The organism is Streptomyces sp. 147326, assembly GCF_045000215.1.
Lineage (GTDB): Bacteria > Actinomycetota > Actinomycetes > Streptomycetales > Streptomycetaceae > Streptomyces.
Genome location: NZ_CP134201.1, coordinates 4,402,384 through 4,424,609, shown reverse-complemented (window position 1 = coordinate 4,424,609; position 22,226 = coordinate 4,402,384). Strand labels below are relative to the sequence as shown.

General features: G+C 71.8%; 22 protein-coding genes and 1 pseudogene. 18 read left to right on the top strand and 5 right to left on the bottom strand.

Annotated elements, in window-relative coordinates; genetic code table 11:
- Genes RIU97_RS20015 through RIU97_RS19980 form a run of 8 tightly spaced genes read left to right on the top strand, consistent with a single transcriptional unit; the run spans nucleotide 1 to nucleotide 8,169 of the window.
- Nucleotides 1–1,248 (top strand): ATP-grasp domain-containing protein, encoded by a 1,248-nt coding sequence (locus RIU97_RS20015; protein WP_404958655.1) that lies wholly within the window; start codon nucleotides 1–3, stop codon nucleotides 1,246–1,248.
- A complete protein-coding gene (gene ddaH / locus RIU97_RS20010) occupies nucleotides 1,241–2,065 on the top strand; it encodes a dimethylargininase (RefSeq protein WP_404958653.1) in 825 nt (274 codons plus the stop codon). Before RIU97_RS20015 ends, ddaH begins: the two co-directional genes overlap by 8 nt.
- Nucleotides 2,062–2,397: a hypothetical protein gene (locus tag RIU97_RS20005; protein WP_327415049.1), complete on the top strand. Its 336-nt coding sequence runs from the start codon at nucleotides 2,062–2,064 to the stop codon at nucleotides 2,395–2,397. Before ddaH ends, RIU97_RS20005 begins: the two co-directional genes overlap by 4 nt.
- Nucleotides 2,394–4,172 carry an ABC transporter substrate-binding protein gene (locus RIU97_RS20000; protein ID WP_404958650.1) on the top strand — a complete coding sequence of 593 codons (1,779 nt, stop codon included), beginning with the start codon at nucleotides 2,394–2,396 and terminating at the stop codon, nucleotides 4,170–4,172. Before RIU97_RS20005 ends, RIU97_RS20000 begins: the two co-directional genes overlap by 4 nt.
- Nucleotides 4,172–4,675, top strand: a complete 504-nt coding sequence (locus RIU97_RS19995) for a YbaK/EbsC family protein (protein WP_404958648.1) — start codon at nucleotides 4,172–4,174, stop codon at nucleotides 4,673–4,675. Before RIU97_RS20000 ends, RIU97_RS19995 begins: the two co-directional genes overlap by 1 nt.
- A gap of 5 nt (nucleotides 4,676–4,680) precedes the next feature.
- Nucleotides 4,681–5,955, top strand: coding sequence for an ATP-grasp domain-containing protein (locus RIU97_RS19990; protein ID WP_404958646.1), 1,275 nt, complete (start codon nucleotides 4,681–4,683; stop codon nucleotides 5,953–5,955).
- A 35-nt stretch (nucleotides 5,956–5,990) separates the two neighbouring features.
- Entirely contained in the window at nucleotides 5,991–7,136 is a 1,146-nt protein-coding gene (locus RIU97_RS19985) for an NAD(P)/FAD-dependent oxidoreductase (RefSeq protein WP_404958644.1), read from the top strand.
- A gap of 28 nt (nucleotides 7,137–7,164) precedes the next feature.
- Nucleotides 7,165–8,169 carry an MmcQ/YjbR family DNA-binding protein gene (locus RIU97_RS19980; protein ID WP_404958642.1) on the top strand — a complete coding sequence of 335 codons (1,005 nt, stop codon included), beginning with the start codon at nucleotides 7,165–7,167 and terminating at the stop codon, nucleotides 8,167–8,169.
- A 67-nt stretch (nucleotides 8,170–8,236) separates the two neighbouring features.
- Here RIU97_RS19980 and RIU97_RS19975 read toward each other — a convergent pair whose 3' ends face one another.
- Nucleotides 8,237–9,679 carry an NB-ARC domain-containing protein gene (locus RIU97_RS19975; protein WP_404958640.1) on the bottom strand — a complete coding sequence of 481 codons (1,443 nt, stop codon included), beginning with the start codon at nucleotides 9,677–9,679 and terminating at the stop codon, nucleotides 8,237–8,239.
- 176 nt (nucleotides 9,680–9,855) lie between these two features.
- Here RIU97_RS19975 and RIU97_RS19970 point away from each other — a divergent pair, with 176 nt between their 5' ends.
- Nucleotides 9,856–13,101, top strand: coding sequence for a BTAD domain-containing putative transcriptional regulator (locus tag RIU97_RS19970; RefSeq protein ID WP_404958638.1), 3,246 nt, complete (start codon nucleotides 9,856–9,858; stop codon nucleotides 13,099–13,101).
- Nucleotides 13,102–13,188: 87 nt separating this feature from the next.
- Here RIU97_RS19970 and RIU97_RS19965 read toward each other — a convergent pair whose 3' ends face one another.
- Together RIU97_RS19965 and RIU97_RS19960 are read right to left on the bottom strand one after the other, a co-directional pair.
- Nucleotides 13,189–13,353 carry a hypothetical protein gene (locus tag RIU97_RS19965; protein ID WP_404958636.1) on the bottom strand — a complete coding sequence of 55 codons (165 nt, stop codon included), beginning with the start codon at nucleotides 13,351–13,353 and terminating at the stop codon, nucleotides 13,189–13,191.
- A gap of 88 nt (nucleotides 13,354–13,441) precedes the next feature.
- Nucleotides 13,442–14,347, bottom strand: a complete 906-nt coding sequence (locus tag RIU97_RS19960; protein WP_404958634.1) for a hypothetical protein — start codon at nucleotides 14,345–14,347, stop codon at nucleotides 13,442–13,444.
- 207 nt (nucleotides 14,348–14,554) lie between these two features.
- Here RIU97_RS19960 and RIU97_RS19955 point away from each other — a divergent pair, with 207 nt between their 5' ends.
- Nucleotides 14,555–15,106: a LysM peptidoglycan-binding domain-containing protein gene (locus RIU97_RS19955; protein ID WP_404958632.1), complete on the top strand. Its 552-nt coding sequence runs from the start codon at nucleotides 14,555–14,557 to the stop codon at nucleotides 15,104–15,106.
- Nucleotides 15,107–15,184: 78 nt separating this feature from the next.
- Here RIU97_RS19955 and RIU97_RS19950 read toward each other — a convergent pair whose 3' ends face one another.
- Nucleotides 15,185–15,877: a DUF5324 family protein gene (locus RIU97_RS19950; protein ID WP_404958630.1), complete on the bottom strand. Its 693-nt coding sequence runs from the start codon at nucleotides 15,875–15,877 to the stop codon at nucleotides 15,185–15,187.
- A 174-nt stretch (nucleotides 15,878–16,051) separates the two neighbouring features.
- Here RIU97_RS19950 and RIU97_RS19945 point away from each other — a divergent pair, with 174 nt between their 5' ends.
- Both RIU97_RS19945 and RIU97_RS19940 read left to right on the top strand, forming a co-directional pair.
- Complete coding sequence (locus RIU97_RS19945; RefSeq protein ID WP_361752947.1) at nucleotides 16,052–16,579, top strand: peptidylprolyl isomerase; 528 nt, start codon at nucleotides 16,052–16,054, stop codon at nucleotides 16,577–16,579.
- Between the two features lie 151 nt (nucleotides 16,580–16,730).
- On the top strand, nucleotides 16,731–17,609 hold the full coding sequence (locus RIU97_RS19940; protein WP_404958628.1) for a rhomboid family intramembrane serine protease: 879 nt from the start codon (nucleotides 16,731–16,733) through the stop codon (nucleotides 17,607–17,609).
- 115 nt (nucleotides 17,610–17,724) lie between these two features.
- Here RIU97_RS19940 and crgA read toward each other — a convergent pair whose 3' ends face one another.
- On the bottom strand, nucleotides 17,725–17,979 hold the full coding sequence (gene crgA / locus RIU97_RS19935) for a cell division protein CrgA (protein WP_030383881.1): 255 nt from the start codon (nucleotides 17,977–17,979) through the stop codon (nucleotides 17,725–17,727).
- Nucleotides 17,980–18,070: 91 nt separating this feature from the next.
- On the opposite strand from crgA, the gene RIU97_RS19930 reads away from it, so the two are divergent.
- The 6 genes and pseudogenes from RIU97_RS19930 to RIU97_RS19905 all read left to right on the top strand — a co-directional run bounded on the left by RIU97_RS19930 (nucleotide 18,071) and on the right by RIU97_RS19905 (nucleotide 22,051).
- Nucleotides 18,071–18,844 (top strand): DUF881 domain-containing protein, encoded by a 774-nt coding sequence (locus tag RIU97_RS19930; protein ID WP_404958625.1) that lies wholly within the window; start codon nucleotides 18,071–18,073, stop codon nucleotides 18,842–18,844.
- Entirely contained in the window at nucleotides 18,816–19,592 is a 777-nt protein-coding gene (locus RIU97_RS19925; RefSeq protein WP_404958623.1) for a class E sortase, read from the top strand. The genes RIU97_RS19930 and RIU97_RS19925 overlap by 29 nt, the downstream gene beginning before the upstream one ends.
- An 89-nt stretch (nucleotides 19,593–19,681) precedes the next feature.
- Nucleotides 19,682–19,858: a hypothetical protein gene (locus tag RIU97_RS19920; RefSeq protein WP_030707621.1), complete on the top strand. Its 177-nt coding sequence runs from the start codon at nucleotides 19,682–19,684 to the stop codon at nucleotides 19,856–19,858.
- A complete protein-coding gene (locus RIU97_RS19915) occupies nucleotides 19,855–20,493 on the top strand; it encodes an aminodeoxychorismate/anthranilate synthase component II (protein ID WP_030707619.1) in 639 nt (212 codons plus the stop codon). Before RIU97_RS19920 ends, RIU97_RS19915 begins: the two co-directional genes overlap by 4 nt.
- A gap of 149 nt (nucleotides 20,494–20,642) precedes the next feature.
- Nucleotides 20,643–21,314 (top strand): annotated as a pseudogene (locus RIU97_RS19910) (class E sortase); the annotation flags it as partial.
- A gap of 14 nt (nucleotides 21,315–21,328) precedes the next feature.
- Nucleotides 21,329–22,051 carry a class E sortase gene (locus RIU97_RS19905; RefSeq protein WP_404958620.1) on the top strand — a complete coding sequence of 241 codons (723 nt, stop codon included), beginning with the start codon at nucleotides 21,329–21,331 and terminating at the stop codon, nucleotides 22,049–22,051.
- Nucleotides 22,052–22,226: the final 175 nt, after the last annotated feature.

Sequence of the window (22,226 nt, the reverse complement as noted above, 5' to 3'; positions counted from 1 at the left end):
ATGAAGCTGCTCGCCATCGAGGCCAGCCAGAACGCCACCTACTACGTCTCCCGCTACCAGCAGGTCCAGGACCTCGGAGCAGAGGTCTACGTCCTCAACGGACTGGGCACCGAGGACTTCTGGGACGCGGAGCGGTACCGGATCGCCGGATCCAAGCACATCGAGGACATCGTCACGGCCGCCAAGGTCTGGCACGCGGAGGAGGAGTTCGAGGGGGTCCTGACCTTCTCGGAGTCCGGGGTCGTCACGGTGGCGGTCGTCGCCGAGGCGCTCGGACTGCCGAGCATCGGCCTCGAAGCGGCCCGGACCAGCCGCAACAAGCTCCTGATGCGCCAGGCGCACGAGCGCGGCAGCGCGGCGCACCCCGGCTTCCGCCACGCCCCCGACATCGAGGCCGCGCTGGCCGCCGGCGAAGAACTGGGCTACCCGCTGATCCTCAAGCCGACCCTGGGCGCGGCCAGCAACTTCGTCTTCAAGGTCGACGACGCCGAGGAGATGAGGGCCCGCTTCGCGGACGCCACCCTGGGCATCGAGACCATGACCTGGGCGCTGATGGAGGCGGACGGCCTGGACCTCGGCCCGAACGGGATCATCGTCGAGGGCTACCTCGACGGCCACGAGCACCTCATCGAGGCGCTGGCCTGGGACGACGAGGTGTACCTCGGCTCCATCGTGGACCGGATCACCGTCGAGAGCGGGACCTTCGACGACGACGTCCACCACGCGCCGAGCTCCCTGACCCCCGAGCAGGTGGCCGCGGTCCACGAGGTGGTCCGGGACGCGGCCCACGCCCAGGGACTGCGCCGGTCCGTGCTGCACGCGGAGGTGAGGTTCCACCAGGGCAGGCCCTTCATCCTGGAGATCGCGATCCGCCCCGGCGGCGGCGGGCTCGACCACATGGCGCGGATCAGCGCGGGCCACGACCCCATCCGGTGCGTGGTGGACGTGGCCCGGGGCACCCGGCCCGACGTCTCGCACTACTCGCCGACCTCGGTGCACACCGCCGCGATGTGCCTGATCAGCGGGGCGGGCACGGTCGAGTCGATCGAGGTGCCGCAGGACGTCCCGTCCTCCGTCTTCTTCCTCAAGATCACGGCCACTCCCGGGACCGTCATCAAGCGTCCGCCGGCGGGCAACAACATCCTCGGCTTCCTGGGCGCCACGGGCGAATCGCTGGAAGAGGCGCTGAGCACCGCCCACATCGTGGCCAGCCGCATCCGTACGGAGATGAGGCCGGAGCATGGCTGAGTCCACGCGGCGCACGGCCACGAAGCGCCACTACCTGATGTGCCGGCCCACCCACTTCCAGGTGAGCTACGCGATCAACCCGTGGATGAACCCGGACAAGCCGATGGACGCCGAGCTGGCGCTGGTCCAGTGGGAGCGGATCCGGGACCTCTACCTCGGCCTCGGCCACGAGGTCTCCGCCATCGACCCCGTCCCGGGCCTGCCGGACATGGTGTTCTCCGCGAACGGGGCCACCGTGGTCGACGGCAAGGTGCTCATCGCGAAGTTCCGCCACCAGGAGCGGGCGGCCGAGGCCGACGCCTACCGGGCCTGGTTCGAGGACCACGGCTACACCGACGTCAAGGTCCCGGAGTACATCAACGAGGGCGAGGGCGACTTCGCCCCGGCCGGCCGGCGGATCCTGGCCGGCGCGGGATTCCGCAGCGACCCCGGCGCGCACCAGGAGCTCCGTGAGTTCTTCGGCCTGCCGGTGGTCGGCCTGGACCTGATCGACCCCCGCTTCTACCACCTGGACACCGCACTGTGCGTCCTCGACGACGACCTGGTGGCGTACTACCCCGCCGCGTTCTCCGAAGAGAGCCGGGGCGTGCTGCGGGAGCTGTACCCGGACGCGATCCTCGCCACCCGGGAGGATGCCGACGCCTTCGGTCTGAACGCGGTGAGCGACGGACTGAACGTGGTCCTGACGGAGACCGCCACCCACCTGATCGGTGAGCTGCGCGAGCGCGGGTTCGAGGTGCACGGCGTGGACATGTCCGAACTGCTGAAGGCCGGTGGCGCGGTCAAATGCATCACTCAGGAGATACGACGCCCGTGATCGATTACGACGGCAGAAGTTTCCGCAACACCGGTTACCCGGCGGGCGAGGACGCCCCCGTCGGCCACTACCACCAGGAAGGCGACCTGCTCTGGGCCGACTTCGACGGAGGGCCCGTCCGCAGGGGTTCGCTGAACGGGCGCGTGGAGTCCGACGGCAACCTCGAATTCGCTTACACGATGGTCCTCGCGGACGGCGAGGTGGTCGCCGGCAGGTGCTGGAGCACCCCGGAATTCCTGGACGACGGACGGATCCGGCTCAACGAGCGCTGGGAGCGCTACGGAGCCCACTCGGACAGCGGCGAATCCGCACTGGAGGAGGTAAGGACATGACCCCGCCCACCACCCCGCTCCGCGGGGGCAGCGTGACCTGGGCCTGCACCAGCGGCTTCAGCCCGGTCTTCATCTTCCCGTTCACCCCCGGCGAGTACTACGGGGTGGCCAACCTGCACGAGTTCCAGACCCTCATGTACCGCCCGCTGTACTGGTACGGCACCGGCGGGCAGCCGACGGTGGACTACGAGCGCAGCCTCGCCGAGCCCCCCGAGTGGAGCGAGGACGGCCGCACGGCGACGATCACCGTCAAGCCGTACAAGTGGTCGAACGGCGAGACGGTCGACGCCGACAACGTGATGCTGTGGATGCACCTCCTGGAGGCCGAGAAGGACAGCTTCGGCGGTTACACGCCGGGCTTCTTCCCGGACAACCTGACCGGCTACGAGAAGGTCGCCGAGGACAAGGTCAGCTTCACCTTCGACCGCGCCTACTCGCACAACTGGGTGCTGATGAACCAGTTCAGCACCATCACCCCGCTGCCCAGGGCCTGGGACCGCACCGGCGACGACCGGCCGGCCGACGCCACGCACGACCCGGCCCAGGCCTCCGCGGTCTACGCCTACCTGCGGGCCTGCAACGACGAGCGCAAGGGCTGGGACACCAGCCCCGTCTGGAGCGTGGTCAACGGACCCTGGAGGCTGAGCAGTTACACGATCGACGGCACCTCGGGCGAATGCGTCCTGGTGCCCAACGCGAGCTACTCCGGCCCCAACAAGCCCTACCTGGACGAGTTCCGGCTGGTGCCCACCGACTCGGACACCGACCAGTACGAGATGCTCCGCCGGGGCCCCGAGGCCGTCGACGGCGTGCAGATCGGCTTCCTGCCCTTCGACGAGGTCACCGAGCCGGCCGAGGACCCGCAGCTCGGCGGGCCCAACCCGCTCGGCGAGCACTACGACCTCGTGCCCCAGCTCACTTACAAGATCCATTACTTCCCGATCAACTTCAACAACCCGACGGTCGCCGGAAAGATCTTCAAGCAGCTCTACTTCCGCCAGGCCCTGCAGTCCAGCCTCGACTCCCGGGGCGCCATCCGCGACGTCTACAAGGGCTACGGCTACCCGACCACCGGGCCCATCCCGGCCCTGCCCGACAGCCCGCTGCTCTCGCCCGCCGCGCACGAGGACCCGTACCCCTTCGACATCGACGCGGCCCGGCGCTTCCTGACCGAGAACGGCTGGGACACCAGCACCACCCCGGGTACCTGCGTCCGCGAGGGCACCGGACCCGGCGAGGCGGGAGAGGGCATCCCGGCCGGCACCCCGCTGCGCTTCTCGATGCGGTACGCCAAGGGGCACGAGACGCTGACCGCGGTCATGCGCAAGTTCGCCGCCGACGCCGCACGGGCCGGCATCGAGATCGAGCTGACCGAGGTCGAGGCGAGCGTCCTGGTCCTGGAGGACACCACCTGCACCCCGGGCCCCGACAGCCCGTGCCTGTGGGAGTTCAGCGACTGGAACGGCGGCTGGGGTTACGGCCCCGGCTTCTACCCGACCGGAGAGGCCCTGTACTCGACCGGTTCCTCGGTCAACTTCGGCAGCTACAGCGACCCGAAGGCCGACGAGCTCATCGCGCGCACCGTGGTCAGCGACGACCCGGAGGACCTCTACGCCTACCAGGACTACATCGCGCAGCAGGTCCCGGTCATCTGGATGCCCAACTTCCCCTTCCGTCTGCTGGAGGTCGCCAAGGACCTCCGGGGCGTGGCCCCGATCAACCCCTTCGGGCTGATCAACCCCGAGGACTGGCACTACGTCGGCGAGGCGCTGTGATGTACCAGAGGCTGATCGACCACCTCGACGGGCACCAGGCCCGCTACCGGCTGATCGACCACCCCGCCGAGGGCCGCACGGACCTGGCGAGCGTGCTGCGCGGCCACCCGCTGGAGCACGCCGCGAAGTGCATCGTCGTCCGCGTGAGCATCACCAAGCGGGTCGGCAAGTACGTGCTCGCGGTGGTGCCCGGTGACCGGCAGGTCGACCTGGAGGCGGTCGGCTCGCTGTTCGGCGGCGGCCGCACTGCCTTCGCCACGCCGGAGATCGCCGAGCGGCTGGCCGGCAGCGTCTGCGGCACGGTGATGCCGCTGAGCTTCCACCCCGATCTGCACCTCGTCGTCGACGAGGGCCTGATCCTCACCGAAGAGATCTACTTCAACGCGGCCCGCCTGGACCGCTCCGTTGCCCTGTCCACCCCCGACTACCTGGCCATCGCGCAGCCCCAGCTGGCGGCGATCGCGACGGCCGGCGACCGGGTCCTGACCCACTCCGCGAGGTGACCGACATGCCTGATGACGCCACTGATGACGCCCCCACGACCGATGACGGCGTGGTGATCCTGGTCGGCAGCGGACAGCGCGCCTACCGCGAGTACCTGCTCGCGGGAGCCGCCCGCCGGCGCCCGATCTGGATCCTGGACGCGGTGGATCCGACCTGGCAGAAGGAGTACGTCATCGGCTCGACCACCGTCGAGCTGCTCGACCGGGAACGCCTCGTGCCCGACCAGGAAGGGCTCCTCAGCGCCGCCGAGGCGGTGGCCGCCGAGCACCGGGTGGTGGGGGTGTTCAGCTACGACGAGACGCTCGTGGTGACCACCGCCCTCATAGCCGAGCGGCTGGGCCTGCCCGGACTCACCGCGCGGGGCGCCGACAACTGCCGCAACAAGCACAACACCCGGCGGCTGCTGACCGCTGCCGGACTGCCCCAGCCGCACTTCGCCTACGTGACCGACGCCGATCAGGCGCTCGCGGCGGCCGACTCCTTCGGCTACCCGGTCGTGCTCAAGCCCCGCGGCATGGGGGCCAGCATCGGCGTCATCCGCGTCGACGGCCCCGAGGGGGTCCGCCCGGCCTTCGAGGTCGCCGACGCAGCCGGCCACGGCGGGAACAGCGACTACGAGGGCGGGGCGCTGGTCGAGGAGTGCGTGATCGGGCCCGAGATCAGCATCGACGGCGTGGTCTTCGACGGCGGCTACACCCCGCTCTTCCTCGCGCACAAGGAAGTGGGCCTGGAGCCCTACTTCGAGGAGACCGGGCACGTGGTCAGCGCCACCGACCCGCTGCTGGCCGACGAGGAACTGCTGGGCATCCTCCGCGACGCACACCGGGAACTGGGAGTCGGCTACGGGATCACCCACACCGAGGTGAAGCTGACCTCCCGCGGGCCGGTGATAATCGAGGTGAACGCCCGGCTGGGCGGCGACCTCATCCCGTACCTCGGCAGTCTCGCCACCGGGATCGAGCCGGGCGAGGTGGCCGCGGAAGTGGCGACCGGCACCCGCCCCGAGTGGACGCCGGCCAAGGCCCGCACCGTGGGCATCCGCTTCCTCTACCCGCACCAGAACGGCACCGTCCGCTCGGTCGACGTGCCCGCCGCACCCGACACCCCGGGGCTGCTGGAGGCCAACGTCATGGTCCGGCCGGGGACGACGCTGCTGCTCCCGCCGGACGGCTACCTCAGCAGGTACGCCAACGTGATCTGCGCCGGCGAAGACCGGCCGGGCTGCGAGGAGAACCTCGCCAAGGCCGCCGCACTGACCACGATCGTCCTCGACAGCTGACACGTCGGCACCGGAACACTGAAAGGAGGTGTGTGATGTCGGCGAGGGTGACGGTAGTGGGCGGCGGTGTGATCGCCCTGCTCACGGCAGTCGAATGCGTGCTCGACGGACACAAGGTCACGGTCGTGGACCAAGGCCCCATCCCGCACAGCAGAGCCACCTCTTTCGACCAGCACAGGATCCTGCGGGCCCTGCACCCTTCGGATCCGCAGGCCACGGCGGCCGCGCTGCGCGCGCACCACCGCTGGGTCGAACTGGAAGAGCTCTTCCTGACCCGCTTCTACGAGCAGGTCGGCGCCCTCACCGTGCTGCCGCCCGCGGCGGCGTCGGAAGCGGCGGCGATGCTCGGCGACGCCGGGGGCAGCGTCAGGGAACTGACCGCGGCCGGCCTGTCCGACCGCTATCCGCACCTGCACGTGGACGGCGGTCTCGGCGCGGTACTCGAGGACGAGGCGGGAGTCCTGCTCGCCGAACGGGTCCTCGCCGCGTGCGTCGGCTGGCTGAAGTGGCAGCCCGGCATCGAGCTCATCGAGCACCGGGCCGTGACCGCCGTAGACGGCGAGGGCGGCAACGTACGTCTGGTGGACGGGCGGGTGCTGCACGGCGACGCGGTACTGCTCGCGGTGGGCCCCTGGTCCCGCGGACTGATGCCGGACGGCATCGCCGAGCGGCTGACGCTGTTCCGCCAGTCCCTCCTCTACTGCAGGGTGCCCCGGCACCAGGCGCGGGCCTGGGCGTCCACCCCGGCCATCCCCGCGCTCGGCTCCAAGGGGGGAGCCTGGCTGATCCCGCCGGTGGCGGGCACGGCCCTCAAGCTGACCTCGGCCACCGCCTGCCGGGTGGTGGACGAAATCACCGACCACGCCACCGATCCGTACTGGCAGCGTCGGCTGGAGAAGGAGTTCGGGGACCTGCTGCCCGGCTTCGGCCCTGCCTGGGTCACCGCCGCCAAGGACGCCTACTACTCCTCCTTCTCCGAGACCGGCGGGCCGCTGGTGGTCGCCCTCGGCGGCGACGCGTACGCGTACGCGGCCTGCGGTGGCACATCCTTCAAGTTCGCGCCGCTCATCGCGCGGTCGCTGGCCGACCGGCTGACCGGCCGGGTCCCGTCACCGATCGGGCTCGGCGCGCTCGACGGGCCGCCGCTGGACGCCCTCGCCCCGCAGCTCGCGGGCCGGTAGCCGGCGGCCGAGGGTGAAGGAGGAAACGGTGGTCACGACGGACGACGTACGGAGGCTCGCGCTCAGCCTGCCGAGAACCGAGGAGCACCTGATCCGGGACCGGGTGAAGTTCCGGATCGGGCAGATCGTCTACCTCGCCCTCTCGCGGGACGAGACCGAGCTGGGCTTCGCCTTTCCCAAGGAGGAGCGGGCGGCGCTCGTCGCCGCCGAACCGGCGAAGTTCTTCATGCCCCGTGCGTCCGATCTGCGCTTCAACTGGGTGGAGGCCAGGATGGCGGCCCTCGGCCTGGAGGAGCTGACGGAACTGGTCACCGAGGCCTGGCGGATGGTGGTGCCGGCCAAGGTGGCGCGCGACCACCTGGCCCCGGCCGCGCCCCCGCCGCCGCCCGCTCCGTCCCTGGCCGAACTGCGGGCCTCGGCCGAGGTGTTCAACGGCTTCGCCGGCGTGGACCGGAGCTGGCTGGCGCTGCGCGAGGAGACCGCCCCCGGCCTCGACCTCTCCGTCGCCGCGCACCGCACCGCCCTGCACCGCTGGCTGAACTCCTGGGGCTGCCGGATCCGCTACCCGCGGGAGGGGGAGCCCGACCTGTTCGGCGCGGGGCTCGCCGCCTGGTCGGGGCGCCACTCCCTGCCGGACGCGCCGCTGTCCCGGCTCACCCCCCGTGAGATCGCCCGCTTCGCGCGGGCCTACGAGGAACTGGCCGCGCTGCCGATCGGCCGCCGCGGCCTCGGCCCGACCGCCGCGTCCAAGGCGCTGTACGCCCTGCGCCCCGACTCGGTCATGCCGTGGGACGCGGCCATCGCCGACCGGCTCTACGGCGTACGGGACGGGGCCGCCTTCGCCCGCCACCTGGAGACCGGCCGGACCTGGGCGCGGGCGGCGCTCGCCGAGGGCGGCGGCCTGGACGAGCGGACCCTGTGCGCCGGCATCGGCCGGGCCGGCGTGTCCCTCGCCAAGATCCTCGACGAACACCTCTACGTCACGATCACCTACGCGGCGGGCAGGCAGGGCCCCGGACGGTCCGACGCCTGAGGAGACGACGCGCGAAGGCGCCCCGCAGCGGGAGCTGCGGGGCGCCTCCCCGGTGGACGGCCGCGGACTAGCGGGCGACCCGCGCGAGCGCCTCGGAGCGCGCCGCGGGTACCTGCTCCTCCTCCGTCGGGTCGGGCTGGGCCAGTGCGAACGCCCTGGCCATCGGCGTCAGCCCGTACTGCCCCGGCAGGTCGGAGTGTTCGAGCAGGCCCGCGTCGAGGAGCCGTTCGAGGAGGTCCTCCACCGGCTGGGCGGACCGCTCGACCAGGACGGCCAGCGCGTCCGTGGACTCGTACACCACGTTGTCCACGGAGGGCGGGTTCTCGGAGCCGGCGAACTGGCGCAGCATCAGGCGGGCCCACGGGGTCAGCAGCCGGTAGGCGCTGTCGAGGCGGCTGCCCAGGCCCTCGTCCCCGATCTGCAGCCGGCTCAGGAAGCGGCCGGGTTCCCGCCGCCCCTCGCCGAGCAGTTCGGACACGGAGTCCTGGAGCATCCATTCGGGCCGGGCCGCGATCCGCCGGCCGGCCAGGTTCAGCGCGAGCGGCAGGTCCCCGCACGCGTCGGCGAGGCGCAGGCAGGCGCGCGGCTCGGTGCCGACCCGGTCCCCGCCGATCAGCTGGGCGAGCAGCTCCATGGACTCGTCGCGGTCCAGTGAGGGCAGCCTTATTCGGCCAATTCCGTCGAGGCCCAGGAGCCGCGACCGGCTGGTGATGAGGATGCGGCTCTCGGGCGCCGCGGTGAGCAGCTCCCGTACCTGGCGCTCGTGCGTCACACCGTCCAGCACCACGAGCAGCCGACGCCTGTGGAGCAGCGACCGGTACAGGCCGATCCGCTGTCCGGGGTCGTTCGGGATGCGGTCGGCGGGGATGCCGAGCGCCTCCAGGAAACCGCCCGCGATACCCGCCGCGTCCTTGCGTCCGTCGGCGGCCGGGTCCAGGTTCGCGTAGAGCTGTCCGTCCGGCAGGCCCGTCGCCAGTTCGTGGGCGAGCCGCAGGGCGAAGAGCGACTTGCCGGCACCGACCTGACCGCTGATCAGCAGGGGTCCCGGCGGGCGCTGTTCGCCGTAGCAGGGAGCCGTCATGGCCCGGGCCCGCTGGAGCAGTTCGGCCCGTCCCACCAGGGGATGGGGCTCCATCGGCAGCTGGGCGGGCGGCGGCAGAACGGCGCGCACGTCGGCGGCGCGCAGCTCGTTCTCCTGGTGCTGCTGCACGGCTTTGGCGGCCGGGCGGGCCGCGCCCTCGTCACCCTCGGCGCGCGCCGCCTCGTGCCAGCGGCGCTCCCAGGTGGCGCGGTCCCCGCCGCACGCTTCCGCGAAGGCGAGGGCCACCTGAAGGGTCGGGAGGCGGTAGCCGGCGGCCGCGTCGGAGAGCACCGAGGCGGAGAACATGGCCCGCGTGGCCATGTCGCGGTAACCGGGACTGCCGGCCGCCGTCCTCAGCCTGCGCAACTCCCGGGCGAACGCGGTGACTGGTCCGGCATCGGGGGCCAGTGGTCGCTCCAGTCTTCCCACACCTTGCTCCTTTGGCACTCGTTCTGTGTGCTGCCAGCTCGTCCGGCCTGCCCATGAACTGTCTGTGTCGCCCTTCCTGATCTGCTACCGGATGCTTACCGCGTGCTAGGGGGAACCCCTATGATCCGGGTGACATGGCCTGGCCAGGGGTTGTGTTCATTGGGGGTGGATAGCCGATGCCGGGGGCGGATGCGGAATCCGGGGAGAGACGGAGCGTGGATCCCGTGGGGGGAAGACCACGCTTCAACGTGCTCGGATCGCTCGAAGGATGGATAGGGGAAGTACGGCTGAGACTGGGGGGAGCGATCCAGGAACGGGTCCTGTGCATGCTCCTTCTCGAAGCCGGCCGGGTGGTGCCCGTTGCGCGGCTGGTCGAGGCGACCTGGGAGAAGGACCCGCCGGTGACCGCGGCGCACCAGGTCCGCAAGGCCGTCGCCGATCTGCGGCGGCGCATACCCGCCGGCAACGAGGTGATCGCGACCGACGGGCCCGGATACCGCGTGGTGGTGGCGGACCACCAGGTTGACCTCCTGGAGTTCGACGCACTGACCAAGGCGGCCGGCCAGGCCCTGCGGGAAGGCCGGCAGTCCGCGGCCGCCGAATCACTGCGGGCGGCTCTCGCGCTCTGGCGGGGCTCGGTGCTGTCCGGCGCGGGCGGCCCGGTGATCGAGGCCGCGGCGACCGCGCTGGAAGAGCGCCGGCTGGCCGCCGCCGAGCAGCGCTTCGACCTGTGCCTCGCCCTGGGCGAGAGCGGCGAGCTCATCTCCGGGCTACGCGCGCTGATCACCCAGCACCCGCTGCGGGAGACGCTGCGCGGCCAGTTGATGCTCGCCCTGTACCGCTCGGGGCGGCAGGCCGAGGCGCTCAAGGAGTACGGGGAGGTCCGCGAGCTCCTCGTCGACGAGCTCGGGATCGATCCGGGACCGCGGCTGGCCCGGCTGTACGAGGCGATCCTGCGGGACAGCCCCGAGCTGGCCGCGCCCGAGCGCCCGGCGCCCGTACCCGTGGCCCCCGTGGCCGTCGCGCCCGTACCGGCCGCGCCCGTACGCCGGGAACCGGCCGAGCAGGCGGCCCCCGTACGGCCGGTGCCCGAGCCGGCCGGTCCCGTACGCACGGTGCCCGGGGCCGCGGCCTCCGGGCCGCCGGTCCTCGCGGAACCGGTCGCCGAGGAGCCGCGGACGCAGGCCGGGGCGCCCGCACCGGCCGACGCGCCCTGCACCCTGCCCTATGACCTGCCCGACTTCACCGGCCGAGCCAAGGAACTGGCCGAACTCTTCGACTACGTACAGGACGAGGGCCGGGGCGCCGAGCGGTACTCCCGGATCGTGGCCATCGACGGCATGGGCGGCATGGGCAAGACCACGCTGGCCGTACGCGCCGCCCACCGCCTGGCCGGGGGATATCCCGACGGGCAGCTCCACATCGACCTGCACGGATTCACGCCGGGCGGGAAGCCCGTGTCGCCCGCCAGCGCGCTCGACAGCCTGCTGCGGACCGTCGGCACGCCCGGCGACCGCATCCCCGAGGACCTGGAGGGCCGCACGGCCCTGTGGCGCTCGAAGCTGGACGGCCGGCGGATGCTGCTGCTGTTCGACAACGCGGTCGACGCCGCGCAGATCCGGCCCCTGCTGCCGGCCTCGCCGGGCTGTCTGGTGCTGATCACGAGCCGGGGGCGGCTGCTGGACCTCGACGGCGTCGAGTGGGTGTCCATCGGGGTGATGGAGCCCGAGGACAGCACCAGCCTGATGACCGAGACGCTCGGCACGACCCGGGTGGCGGCCGAGCCGGAGGCCTCCGCCGAACTGGCCGAGCTGTGCGGCCACCTGCCGCTGGCGCTGCGGATCGCGACCGCCCGGCTGCGCAACAGACCGCGCTGGACGGTGCGCTACCTGGTCGAGCGGCTGCGCGACGAGAAGCGCCGGATGGACGAGCTGAGTTCGGGCGAGCGCAGCGTCGCGGCGACCCTGCGCCTGTCGTACCTGGCGATGGACGAGGAGTACCGCACGGCGTTCCGCATCCTGAGCCTGTACCCGTGTGCCGGAACCGACGTCCACTCGGCGGCGGCCCTGCTCGGCACGGCGGTCCGGGACGCCGAGGACGCCCTGGAGTTCCTGCTCGACGTCCACCTGGTGCAGCAGCCCGACATCGGCCTCTACACCTTCCACGACCTGGTGCGCAGCTTCGCGCAGAGCCTGCGGGGACCGGCGACGGCGGAGGACGACGCGGCGGCGGTCGAGCGGCTGCTCGGCTACTACCTGACGACCTCCGACGCGGCCTGCGAGGTGCTGTTCCCCGGCCGCGAGCGCCGGCCCACCGGTCTCCCGGCCTACCAGGGCGAACGGCCGGCCTTCACGCTGGCCGACCAGGCCGTGCGGTGGTTCGACCGGGAGCAGGTGGGACTGCTGGCGGCCGTCTCCCTCGCCGAGCGGTCCGGCCACGACCGGTACGCGGCCTGCCTGAGCCGCAACGTCGGCTTCCACCTGCACGCGCGCGGACAGCTCGACGAGTTCTGGAGCGTCGGGCACCTCGCGGTCGCCGCCGCCCGCCGGCTCGACGACCCGGCGCTCCTCGGCATCAGCCTGGCCAACCTGGGCGCGGCCTGCTGGAAGCTCGGCCGTTTCGAGGAAGGGCTGGAGGTGGCCAGGGAGGCGCGCGACACTGCGATGCGCGCCGGGGACCGGCACACCGAGGCGCACAGCGAATCGACCATCGGGCTGCTGCTGTCGATGCTCGGGAGGTACGGGGAGGCCCTGCCCCTGCTGGAGCGCTCGCTCGCCATGTCCAGGGAACTGGACAACCCGCGCGCGGAGGCCGAGAGCCTGACCACCCTCAGCACGCTGTACGAGCGGTGGGGCCGCCATCCGGAAGCGGCCGCCTGCGCCCGGCGGGCGATCGAGATCGGCCGCGACCTCGGCTACCGCAGCAACGAGATCGTGGCCCTGGCCGATCTGGCCTTCGCCCAGGTGGGCCTCGGCGAGTACACGGACGCGCACGAGACCTTGAAGCGCGCCCGCGACCTGTGCGACGAGACCAGGTCGCCGGGTGACGTCGCCCTGGTGCTCGCGGTGTCGGCGCAGGTGGCGCACGAGCGGGGGGACGGTGTACAGGCCCGCGCCTTCTCCGAGCGGGCCCTGCTCCTCGGCCGTACGAGCGGCGCACCGATCCGGCTCGCCAAGGTCGAGAACGTCCTCGGCCGGCTCCACATGACGTGGGGGGAGCACGAGGAGGCGCTTGCCCTGCACGCCCACGCCCTCAAGATCGCGGCGCCGATGAGCTTCCGTGCCGAGGAGGCGTCCGCGCTGGTCGGCCTCGCCCGTGCGGCCGAGGCCCTCGGGGACTCCCCGGCGGCGGCCGGGCACCGTGCGGCCGCGGAGGACTTATTCGAGTTCATGGGCCTGCCGGCGCACCGCCGGACGTACTGACCCCGTACGCGGATGTGCCCCGCACCGGAATCCGGTGCGGGGCACATCCATGTCGTGCGCGGCAGGCGGCCGCGGCCGGCGGCCGGCTCAGCGGGTGGTGGGGCCCGGGGAGGGGGCGCCCGGGCCCTTGTCGTCCGCGAGGACCTCGTACCCGGAGGGCTGGCCGGCGTCCGCCGAGTGGACCGTCACACCGACGCCGATCATCAGAGCCGCCGCGAAGATCCCGACCAGTCCAGCCAGCTTGCTGCGCATGTGTTGATCCCCCTGGTTGCGTACCCGGTGTGCGGTTCCCGTGTGGTGCGGTGGCCGCTCTCGACAAGACACAGACTGGCCGAGGCCCTTACCGGTCCGTTCCCCTCTCGATACCGCTCGCGGGAACGGGCCGGGACCGGCCGTTCCCGGCTCGTTCCCGCCCCGGCTCCATGGCCGCCGCGATCCGCGATCCCCGCGCGCTGACCAGCACGTCCGTCCGCGTGGTGCCCGATTCGTACCCGGCCAGATCCAGCAGGGCCCGCACCGTCGCGCGGATCCCGGCCTGCTGCGTCTCGTGCAGCGGTACGGCCTTCCCCTCGGGGGTGATGTCGGCGACGAGGTGCATGCCGTCGACGGTCAGCGTCTCCACATGGAACTTGGCTCCGGTCAAGAGCTCTTCGACGAGATAGGGGGCCGAATGCCGGGCGGTGACGGCCTGTTCGGCCCACCGGTCGAGTGCGGGCCGGTCGTGCACCAAAACGGTCCACCAACAGCCCGCCTTGTCGGCCGACTTGATGACCACCGGCAGCGGGAAGTGCTCCGCCAGCGAACGCGCCTCGGCGACGGACCCCGCCTCCTCGGCGCGTACGGCCGAGGTCCGGCTCTCGTTGAGGATGCGCCGGATCGTCACCGCGTCCGGCAGCGGACCCGACGGGGTCTCCCGCCCCGCGGACAGTTCCCGCAGGACTTCACCGGCGGCGGCCGCCGCCCTGCTGCCGAGACCCCGTTCGAGATCACTCGCGAGGTACAGGACGTGCCCGATCCCGTGCGCCAGGACCGTGTCCGTCAACAGGGCGCGCAGCGCGGCCGTGTCGTCGAAGTCCACCCGGAGGAGGCGTTGCGGGGGAAGTCCGGGGGGAAGCCGTGCGTCCGGTGGCCACGGGCCCGGATCCGACACCACCCAGACGTCCAGGCCCGCCACGACCGCGGCGTGTACGAGCCCTGGTCCGGGCCTGACCAGGACGACCCGCTCCGCGGACTGTCTGATGATCACAGAATTCTCCTCCATCGTGTCCCACGATGCTGCCGCCGCGCGTTCCCGGTCCCTTCCCGCCGCGTTCCCGGCCGCCGGGGGGCGGCGTTCCACGGTCGTGCGGGTCCCCCGGATGGCCCCGTCACGGGGCCACCCGGCGCCCCGTGTCCGACAGTGGGGGAAGGCACCGAGCCCAGGGGGGCACCATCACGCCGGAGGCGTACGCACATGGGACTCTTCGACTTCCTGAAGTCCGACAAGAAGAAGGCACACGAGGCCGCCGAGAAGGCGAAGGAGCAGGTGGAGCAGCAGTCGGCCGCGCGGGCGACACCTCACGCGAGCTCGGCGGCCGACGCCGCAGCGGTCACCAGGGCGGCCGCCGAGCGCATGGCGGCCTCCGCACCGCCCAAGCCCAAGCCAGGGCCCGCCCCCGCGACCCCGAGTCCGACGTCCGCCGCGCACAAGGCCGTGCCCGCCCCTCCCAAGCCGACCGCGATGCCGAAGCCCGGGCCCGCGGCCGCCGCGCGGGGCGCCGCGCACACCCCCTCCCCCGCGTCGGCCGCGCACAAGGCCGTGCCCGCGGCCCCGATGCCCAAGCCGGGGGCCACCGCGAAGAAGCGCACGTACACCGTCAGGACCGGCGACTCGCTCTCCGCGATCGCCCGCCGCGAGCTGGGCAACGAGGCCCGCTGGCGTGAGCTCTACGCCGTGAACCGGGGCGTCGTCGGCCCCAACCCCGACCTGATCCGCCCGGGCATGGTCCTCACCCTCCCCGGCTGAGACCCTCCCCGGCCGAGACCCGCACGCACACGCGGAGGGGGCCCGGATCCAGCAGGATCCGGGCCCCCTCCGCGTGTCTCAGCGCTGCGTGTCGTCCGAAGCCGGGCCGGCCTCGCGCTCCTTGTCCGCGAGCTCGTCGTCGAAGCTCGCCGGAGCGGCGTCCTGCGACGACAGCTCCGTGGCGGCCGGCGGCTCGACGAGCCAGTCCGGGTTCGACTGCTGGTCCCACCACTTCCACGCCGCGAAGGCGACGCCGGCCAGCACGCCGACGACCACCGCACCCTTGACCAGCCCCTTGCAGCGCTCCCGCCGCTCGTGGCGCCGCACCAGCTTCTGCACTTCCTTGGCCGACACCTGGCCGCGCAGCGCCGCGAAGGCCGCCACCGACCGCGAAGCGGCCTCCTCGGCCACCGGGCTGGCGGCCGCGATCGCGCTCTCGATCCGCGGCTGGGTGTAGTCGGCGGCCTGCCGCGCCGCGACGCGGGTCTGATGCACCGCCTTCGTCGCCGCCCGGTCCACGTTCGGCGGCACGTGTGCGCGCGCCGCCTTGAGCCGGGGATGCAGATGGCTGTCGTAGGTCGTTCGCGCCTGCCGGGCGGCCGCGTCGGCCGCGTACGACATCTTGGGCGCGAGTAGTTCGTTGGCCTCTTGGGCGTAGTGCACCGCGGCGTCCCTGGCGGATTCCGCGTACGGTGCCACCACTTCCGCCGCGTGCAGGAAACTCTCCCTGGCGCTCTCGGCTGCCAGGCGCACGCTGTCCTTGCGGGTCACGGGATCCTCCTCCTCGGTGGCGGACACAGTTCACCTTTCCACCCTTTGTCGGATCATGCCTGTCCTATCGACGACAGGCATGCGTGACAGGGCATACGGGTGGACGATTTCAGTGCTGCGGAGCGCTCCGTGCGACCATCTGGACCGACAGTGATGACTATGGAAGGCAGATCCGTGGCCGAGAAGCTCTACGCCACCCTGAAGACCACCCACGGCGACATCGAGATCGAGCTGCTGGAGAACTTCGCTCCGAAGACCGTCCGGAACTTCGTGGAGCTCGCCACGGGTGCCCGCGAATGGACCCGCCCCACCGACGGCCAGAAGACCACGGACCCGCTGTACGACGGCACCGTCTTCCACCGCGTCATCAAAGGCTTCATGATCCAGGGCGGCGACCCGCTCGGCAACGGCACCGGCGGCCCCGGCTACCAGTTCGCCGACGAGTTCCACCCCGACCTGGCCTTCACCAAGCCGTACCTGCTCGCCATGGCGAACGCGGGCCCGGGCACCAACGGCTCGCAGTTCTTCATCACCGTGGCGCCCACCGCCTGGCTGACGCGCAAGCACACCATCTTCGGCGAGGTCACCGACCCGGCCGGCCAGAAGGTCGTGGACGCCATCGCCGGCAGCGCCACCAACCCGCGCACCGAGCGCCCCCTCGACGACGTGATCATCCAGTCCGTGGTCGTCGAGAGGCGCTGACCGTCCCGCGCGCCGGCCGGCGCCGTCCCGGCCCCCGGCCCGGCCCCGGGAACCTTTCCGCCCCGCCCGTCCGTCCTGCATGCGTATGAAGTGATGGGGCATACCGGACCGGCGGGGCACACCCCTGCCTCGCCGCTGATCGAGGGAACCGATGGACACCGACCGTCTGCCGGGCTGCTACCGCCACCCGGACCGCGACACGGGGATCAGCTGCACCCGCTGCGAGCGCCCCATCTGCCCCGAGTGCATGATCAGCGCCTCGGTCGGCTTCCAGTGCCCCGAATGCGTCCGCGAGGGCTCCGGCACCGGGCACCGGCCGACCGCGAACGCGCCGCGCACCATCGCGGGCGGGGTGGTCGCCGCCGACCCCCACCTCGTCACCAAGATCCTCATCGGGATCAACGTCCTGGTGTTCCTGGTGGGCGCGATCAACCCGGCCCGGGTGGTCCAGCTGGAGCTGATCGGCCGGTACCGGGAGTTCGCGTACGTCGTCGGCCCCATCGAGGGCGTGTCCACCGGTGAGTACTACCGACTGCTGACCTCGGTGTTCCTGCACACCGAGCTGTGGCACATCGCCGGCAACATGATCGCCCTGTGGGTCATCGGAGGCCCGCTGGAGGCGGCGCTGGGCCGGGCCCGCTATCTGGCGGTCTACCTGCTGTCGGGCCTGGGCGGCAGCGCCCTCGTCTATCTGCTGACCGCGCCGAACACCCCGACCCTCGGCGCGTCCGGTGCCGTCTACGGCCTGCTGGGCGCCACGGTCGTCCTGGTCCGCCGGCTGCGGTACGAGATGCGGCCGGTCATCGTCATGGTCGTGCTGATGCTGGTGCTGACCTTCGTCCCGCTCGGAGGCGTCAGCGTGTCGTGGCCGGCCCACGTGGGCGGGCTGGTGACCGGCGCCCTGGTGGGGCTGGGCATGCTCACGCCCACCGCGGGCAGGACGCGCACACTCGTCCAGTGGGGGAGCTGTGCGGCGGTGTTCCTGCTGGCCACGGCCCTGGTCCTGATCCGTACGGCGGAACTCACCTGATCACACCGGCGTCAACTCTCCACAGAGTTATCCACAGATCTTCTGTCTTTTCCTCAGGTGTGGATGACGCTGTGGATAACTCATGGGGAGAGCTTCCGTCAGAGGCCGGGAGGTGCTACTTCCACTGAGTGGACACGCCGAATCCCGCGGCGATGAAGCCGAAACCGACCACGATGTTCCAATTGCCCAGCGCCTCGATCGGCAGCTGGGTCTCGGTCACGTAGAAGACGACGATCCACGCGAGTCCGATCAGGAAGAACGCCAGCATGACCGGGGCGACCCAGCTGCGATTCGTCAGCCGGATGCTCTGCGGCTGCCGCGTCGGCGGCGGCGTGTAGTCGTCCTTCTTGCGGATACGTGACTTCGGCACGAGGGGCTCTCCTGTCGATGCGCTGGGGACCTTGCCTGCCCCGGGCGTCCGTTAGCGTAGTGGACCTGTGGCGTTGAAGGAGAAGGGTACGTTGAGCAATTCCGACGACTCCTCCGCGGGTCCCCGTCGCCGGGCCAGACCGGTCCGGCTGCTGACGGCCGCCGTCTTCGCCCTGGCCGGGCTGCTCTTCGTCACCAGTTTCAACACCTCCAAGGGTACGAACATCCGGACCGACGCCTCGCTCCTCAAGCTGTCCGACCTCATCAAGGAGCGCAGCCAGGACAACGCCGAGCTGGAGCAGAGCACCGCGGTGGCCCGCCACCGGGTGGACGCCCTCGCCGACCGCGACGACGGCAGCACCAAGGCCGAAGACGCGAAGCTGGCCGCCCTGCGCGCGGCCTCGGGCACCGCGGAGCTGTCCGGCAAGGGGCTGACGGTCACCCTCAACGACGCCCCGCCGAACGCCACCGCCCGCATTCCGAACGTGCCCGAGCCGCAGCCCAACGACCTGGTGATCCACCAGCAGGACCTGCAGGCCGTGGTGAACGCCCTCTGGCAGGGCGGCGCCGAGGGCATCCAGGTCATGGACCAGCGGCTCATCTCCACCAGCGCGGTGCGCTGCGTGGGCAACACGCTGATCCTCCAGGGCCGCGTCTACTCGCCCCCGTACAAGATCTCGGCGGTCGGCGACCCGGGCGCGCTGAAGAAGGCCCTCGCCGCCTCGCCCGCCCTGCAGAACTACCAGCTGTACGTGAACGCGTACGGGCTGGGCTGGAAAGTGGACGAGCACAGGGCGCTGACACTTCCCGGCTACTCCGGCACAGTGGACCTCCACTATGCGAAGCCGGTGGCTCCCACCCCGTGAGCGGGTCCGTCCCGACGTCGTACTGCGCCTGGTGGTACGCACGTTCAGCGAGGTGTGCCTGACGGCCGGCACGCTGATCGTGCTCTTCGTGGCGTACGTCCTGCTGTGGACCGGGGTCAAGGCCGACCGGGCCATGGACGGCGAGATGGCCGGGCTGCGCGACCGCTGGGCGGCGGCCGCCCCCGCGGCGGGTCCGGAAGCCGCGCCGCAGACCGCACGGCCCACGCCGTCCGGGCAGCCGGCGCCCCCCGCCGGACCGGCCGAACCGCCGCGCCCTCCCGCCGGCCGGGCCTTCGCCGAGATGTACGTTCCGCGCTTCGGCCCGGACTGGGTCAAGCCCGTCCTGGAGGGCACGGACCCCGAACTGCTGAAGAAGGGGCTGGGCCACTACGCCGCCACCGCCCGCCTCGGCGCCACCGGGAACTTCTCGGTGGCAGGACACCGGCGCACCTACGGCGATCCCTTCAAGGACTTCCCCGAGCTGCGCAAGGGGGACGAGGTGATCCTCAAGGACGAGAGCACCTGGTACACGTACACCGTGCGGGGCGGGCCCCTGCGCACGCTGCCGACCCAGGTCGGGGTGGTCGCCCCGGTCCCGGAGAAGTCGCCGTTCACCACGCCCGGCCGGTACCTGACCCTCACGACCTGCGATCCGGAGTGGGGCCACAGCCACCGGCTGGTCGTCTGGGCGGAGCTGACCGCCACCCGCCCCGTGGGGCAGGGCCGGCCGGAGGGTTTGTCCGGGTGACCCGCCCCGTCGGGCCGCTGCCTTTAGTCTGTTCGCGTACCGCCCCCGCGGTGCGTTGAACGAATGTGGACGAAAAGGAAACAGGCGGCATGTACGGCTGGATCTGGCGGCACCTGCCGGGCAACGCGTTGGTCCGCGCGCTGATCTCACTCGTACTGGTCCTCGCGGTGGTCTTCGTGCTGTTCCAGTACGTCTTCCCGTGGGCGGAGCCGCTCCTGCCGTTCAACGATGTGACGGTGGACGAGGGATCGGGAGCCACTCCGTGAGCGCGCGCATTCTGGTTGTCGACAACTACGACAGCTTTGTCTTCAACCTGGTCCAGTACCTCTACCAGCTCGGCGCCGAATGCGAGGTGCTGCGCAACGACGAGGTCGAGCTCGCGCACGCGCAGGACGGCTTCGACGGCGTCCTGCTGTCCCCCGGGCCGGGCACGCCCGAGGAAGCGGGCGTCTGCATCGACATGGTCCGGCACTGCGCGCGGACGGCCGTTCCCGTCTTCGGCGTGTGCCTCGGCATGCAGTCGATGGCGGTCGCCTACGGAGGGGTCGTGGGCCGGGCGCCCGAGCTGCTCCACGGCAAGACCTCGCCCGTGATCCACGAGGGCCTGGGGGTCTTCGAGGGACTGCCGTCGCCGTTCACCGCGACCCGCTACCACTCCCTCGCCGCCGAGCCCGGCACCCTGCCCGACGCGCTGGAGGTCACGGCGCGCACCGAGGACGGGATCATCATGGGCCTGCGCCACCGGGAGCACGACGTCGAGGGCGTGCAGTTCCACCCCGAGTCGGTGCTGACCGAGTGGGGCCACCGGATGCTCGCGAACTGGCTGGTGCGGTGCGGTGACGCGGGCGCCGTGGAGCGCTCGGTGGGGCTGGCCCCGGTGGTGGGCAAGGCCGTCGCGTGACGACGGTCGCGCCGTCCGCGCCCACGGAGGGCCGGGCCGCGCGACGCAGGGCAGCTCAGGAGGCCGCCAAACGGGCCGCCAGACACACCCGGAGGCGGGGCGGACGGCGGCGCAGGCGGCCGGCGTCGGGCGGCCCGGTGGTCATCGCGAGCCGGCTGGGCGGAGAGCTGTTCATCACGATGGGGCTGGTGATGCTGCTGTTCGTCGCCTACCAGCTCTGGTACACGAACGTCGTGGCGGAGCGGGCGGCGAACGGGGCCGCCGGCTCGCTGCGCCAGACCTGGGAGCACCCGCCGGACGGCGACGGGGCCGCGGCGCCGCCGGTCACGGCCTTCGAGCCCGGCCAGGGCTTCGCCATCCTCCACATCCCGAAGCTCGACGTGAAGGTCCCGGTGGCGGAGGGCGTCAGCAAGCCCAAGGTGCTGGACCGGGGCATGGTCGGGCACTACGGCGAGGGCGCGCTGAAGACGGCGATGCCCTCGGACGAGCAGGGCAACTTCGCGGTGGCCGGCCACCGCAACACCCACGGTGAGCCCTTCCGCTACATCAACCGGCTGGTGCCCGGGGATCCCGTCGTGGTCGAGACCCGGGACGCGTACTACACGTACGAGATGACCTCGGCGCTGGCGCAGACACCGCCGACGAACGTGGCGGTGCTGGGGCCCGTGCCGGAGGGGTCCGGGTTCACCGCCGAAGGCCGGTACATCACGCTGACCACCTGCACCCCGGAGTTCACCAGCACCTACCGGATGATCGTATGGGGCAGGATGACCGACGAACGGCCCCGCAGCCAGGGCCCGCCGCCCGCGCTGACCAGTTAAGGACGGATCAAGCAGTGTCTCGAGCCCGCCGCCGCGCCGCGGCCCCGCCCGCCGGCAACCGCAGTGTGCTCGCCGGATTCCTGAGCCTGCTGGGCGAGGTCCTGATCACGGTGGGCCTGGTGCTGGGCCTGTTCGTGGCCTACTCGCTGTGGTGGACGAACGTGCTCGCGGACCGGCAGGCCTCCGCGAAGGGCGACGAGGTCCGCCAGCAGTGGCAGACGCCCTCGCAGCCCGCGGAACCCGGGGCGCTGGACACCGGGGACGGCGTCGGCTTCCTGCACGTACCGGCGATGAAGAACGGCGAGGTGCTCGTCAAGCCGGGCACGGCGCCGGACATCCTCGACGACGGCGTGGCCGGGTACTACACGGAGCCGGTGAAGTCGGCGCTGCCGTGGGACGAGAAGGGGAACTTCTCGCTCGCCGCGCACCGCGACGGACACGGGGCGAAGTTCCACAACATCGACAAGGTGAGGAACGGCGACGCGATCGTCTTCGAGACCCGGGACACCTGGTACGTCTACAAGGTCTTCGCGGAGCTGCGCCAGACGTCGAAGTACAACACCGACGTGATCAACCCGGTCCCGAAGGAGTCGGGCAGGACCGCCCCGGGCCGCTACATCACGCTCACGACCTGCACGCCGGTCTACACCTCGAAGTACCGGTACATCGTGTGGGGCGAGCTCGTCCGCACGGAGAAGGTGGACGCGAAGCGGACGCTGCCGACGGAGCTGCGCTGAGGAAGGCCCCTGAGGGCTGCTGCGGCGCCTCCTGAGGCTCACGGGGCCCCCCGGGGTCGACCGGGGTCCCGGGCGGTCCAGGGCGGGCCGCAGGCGGCCGCGCGGCGGCGGACACGGAAAAGGGTCCGGCCCCTCCCCCGGTCGACGGGGGAAGGGCCGGACCCTTTTCGCGTCA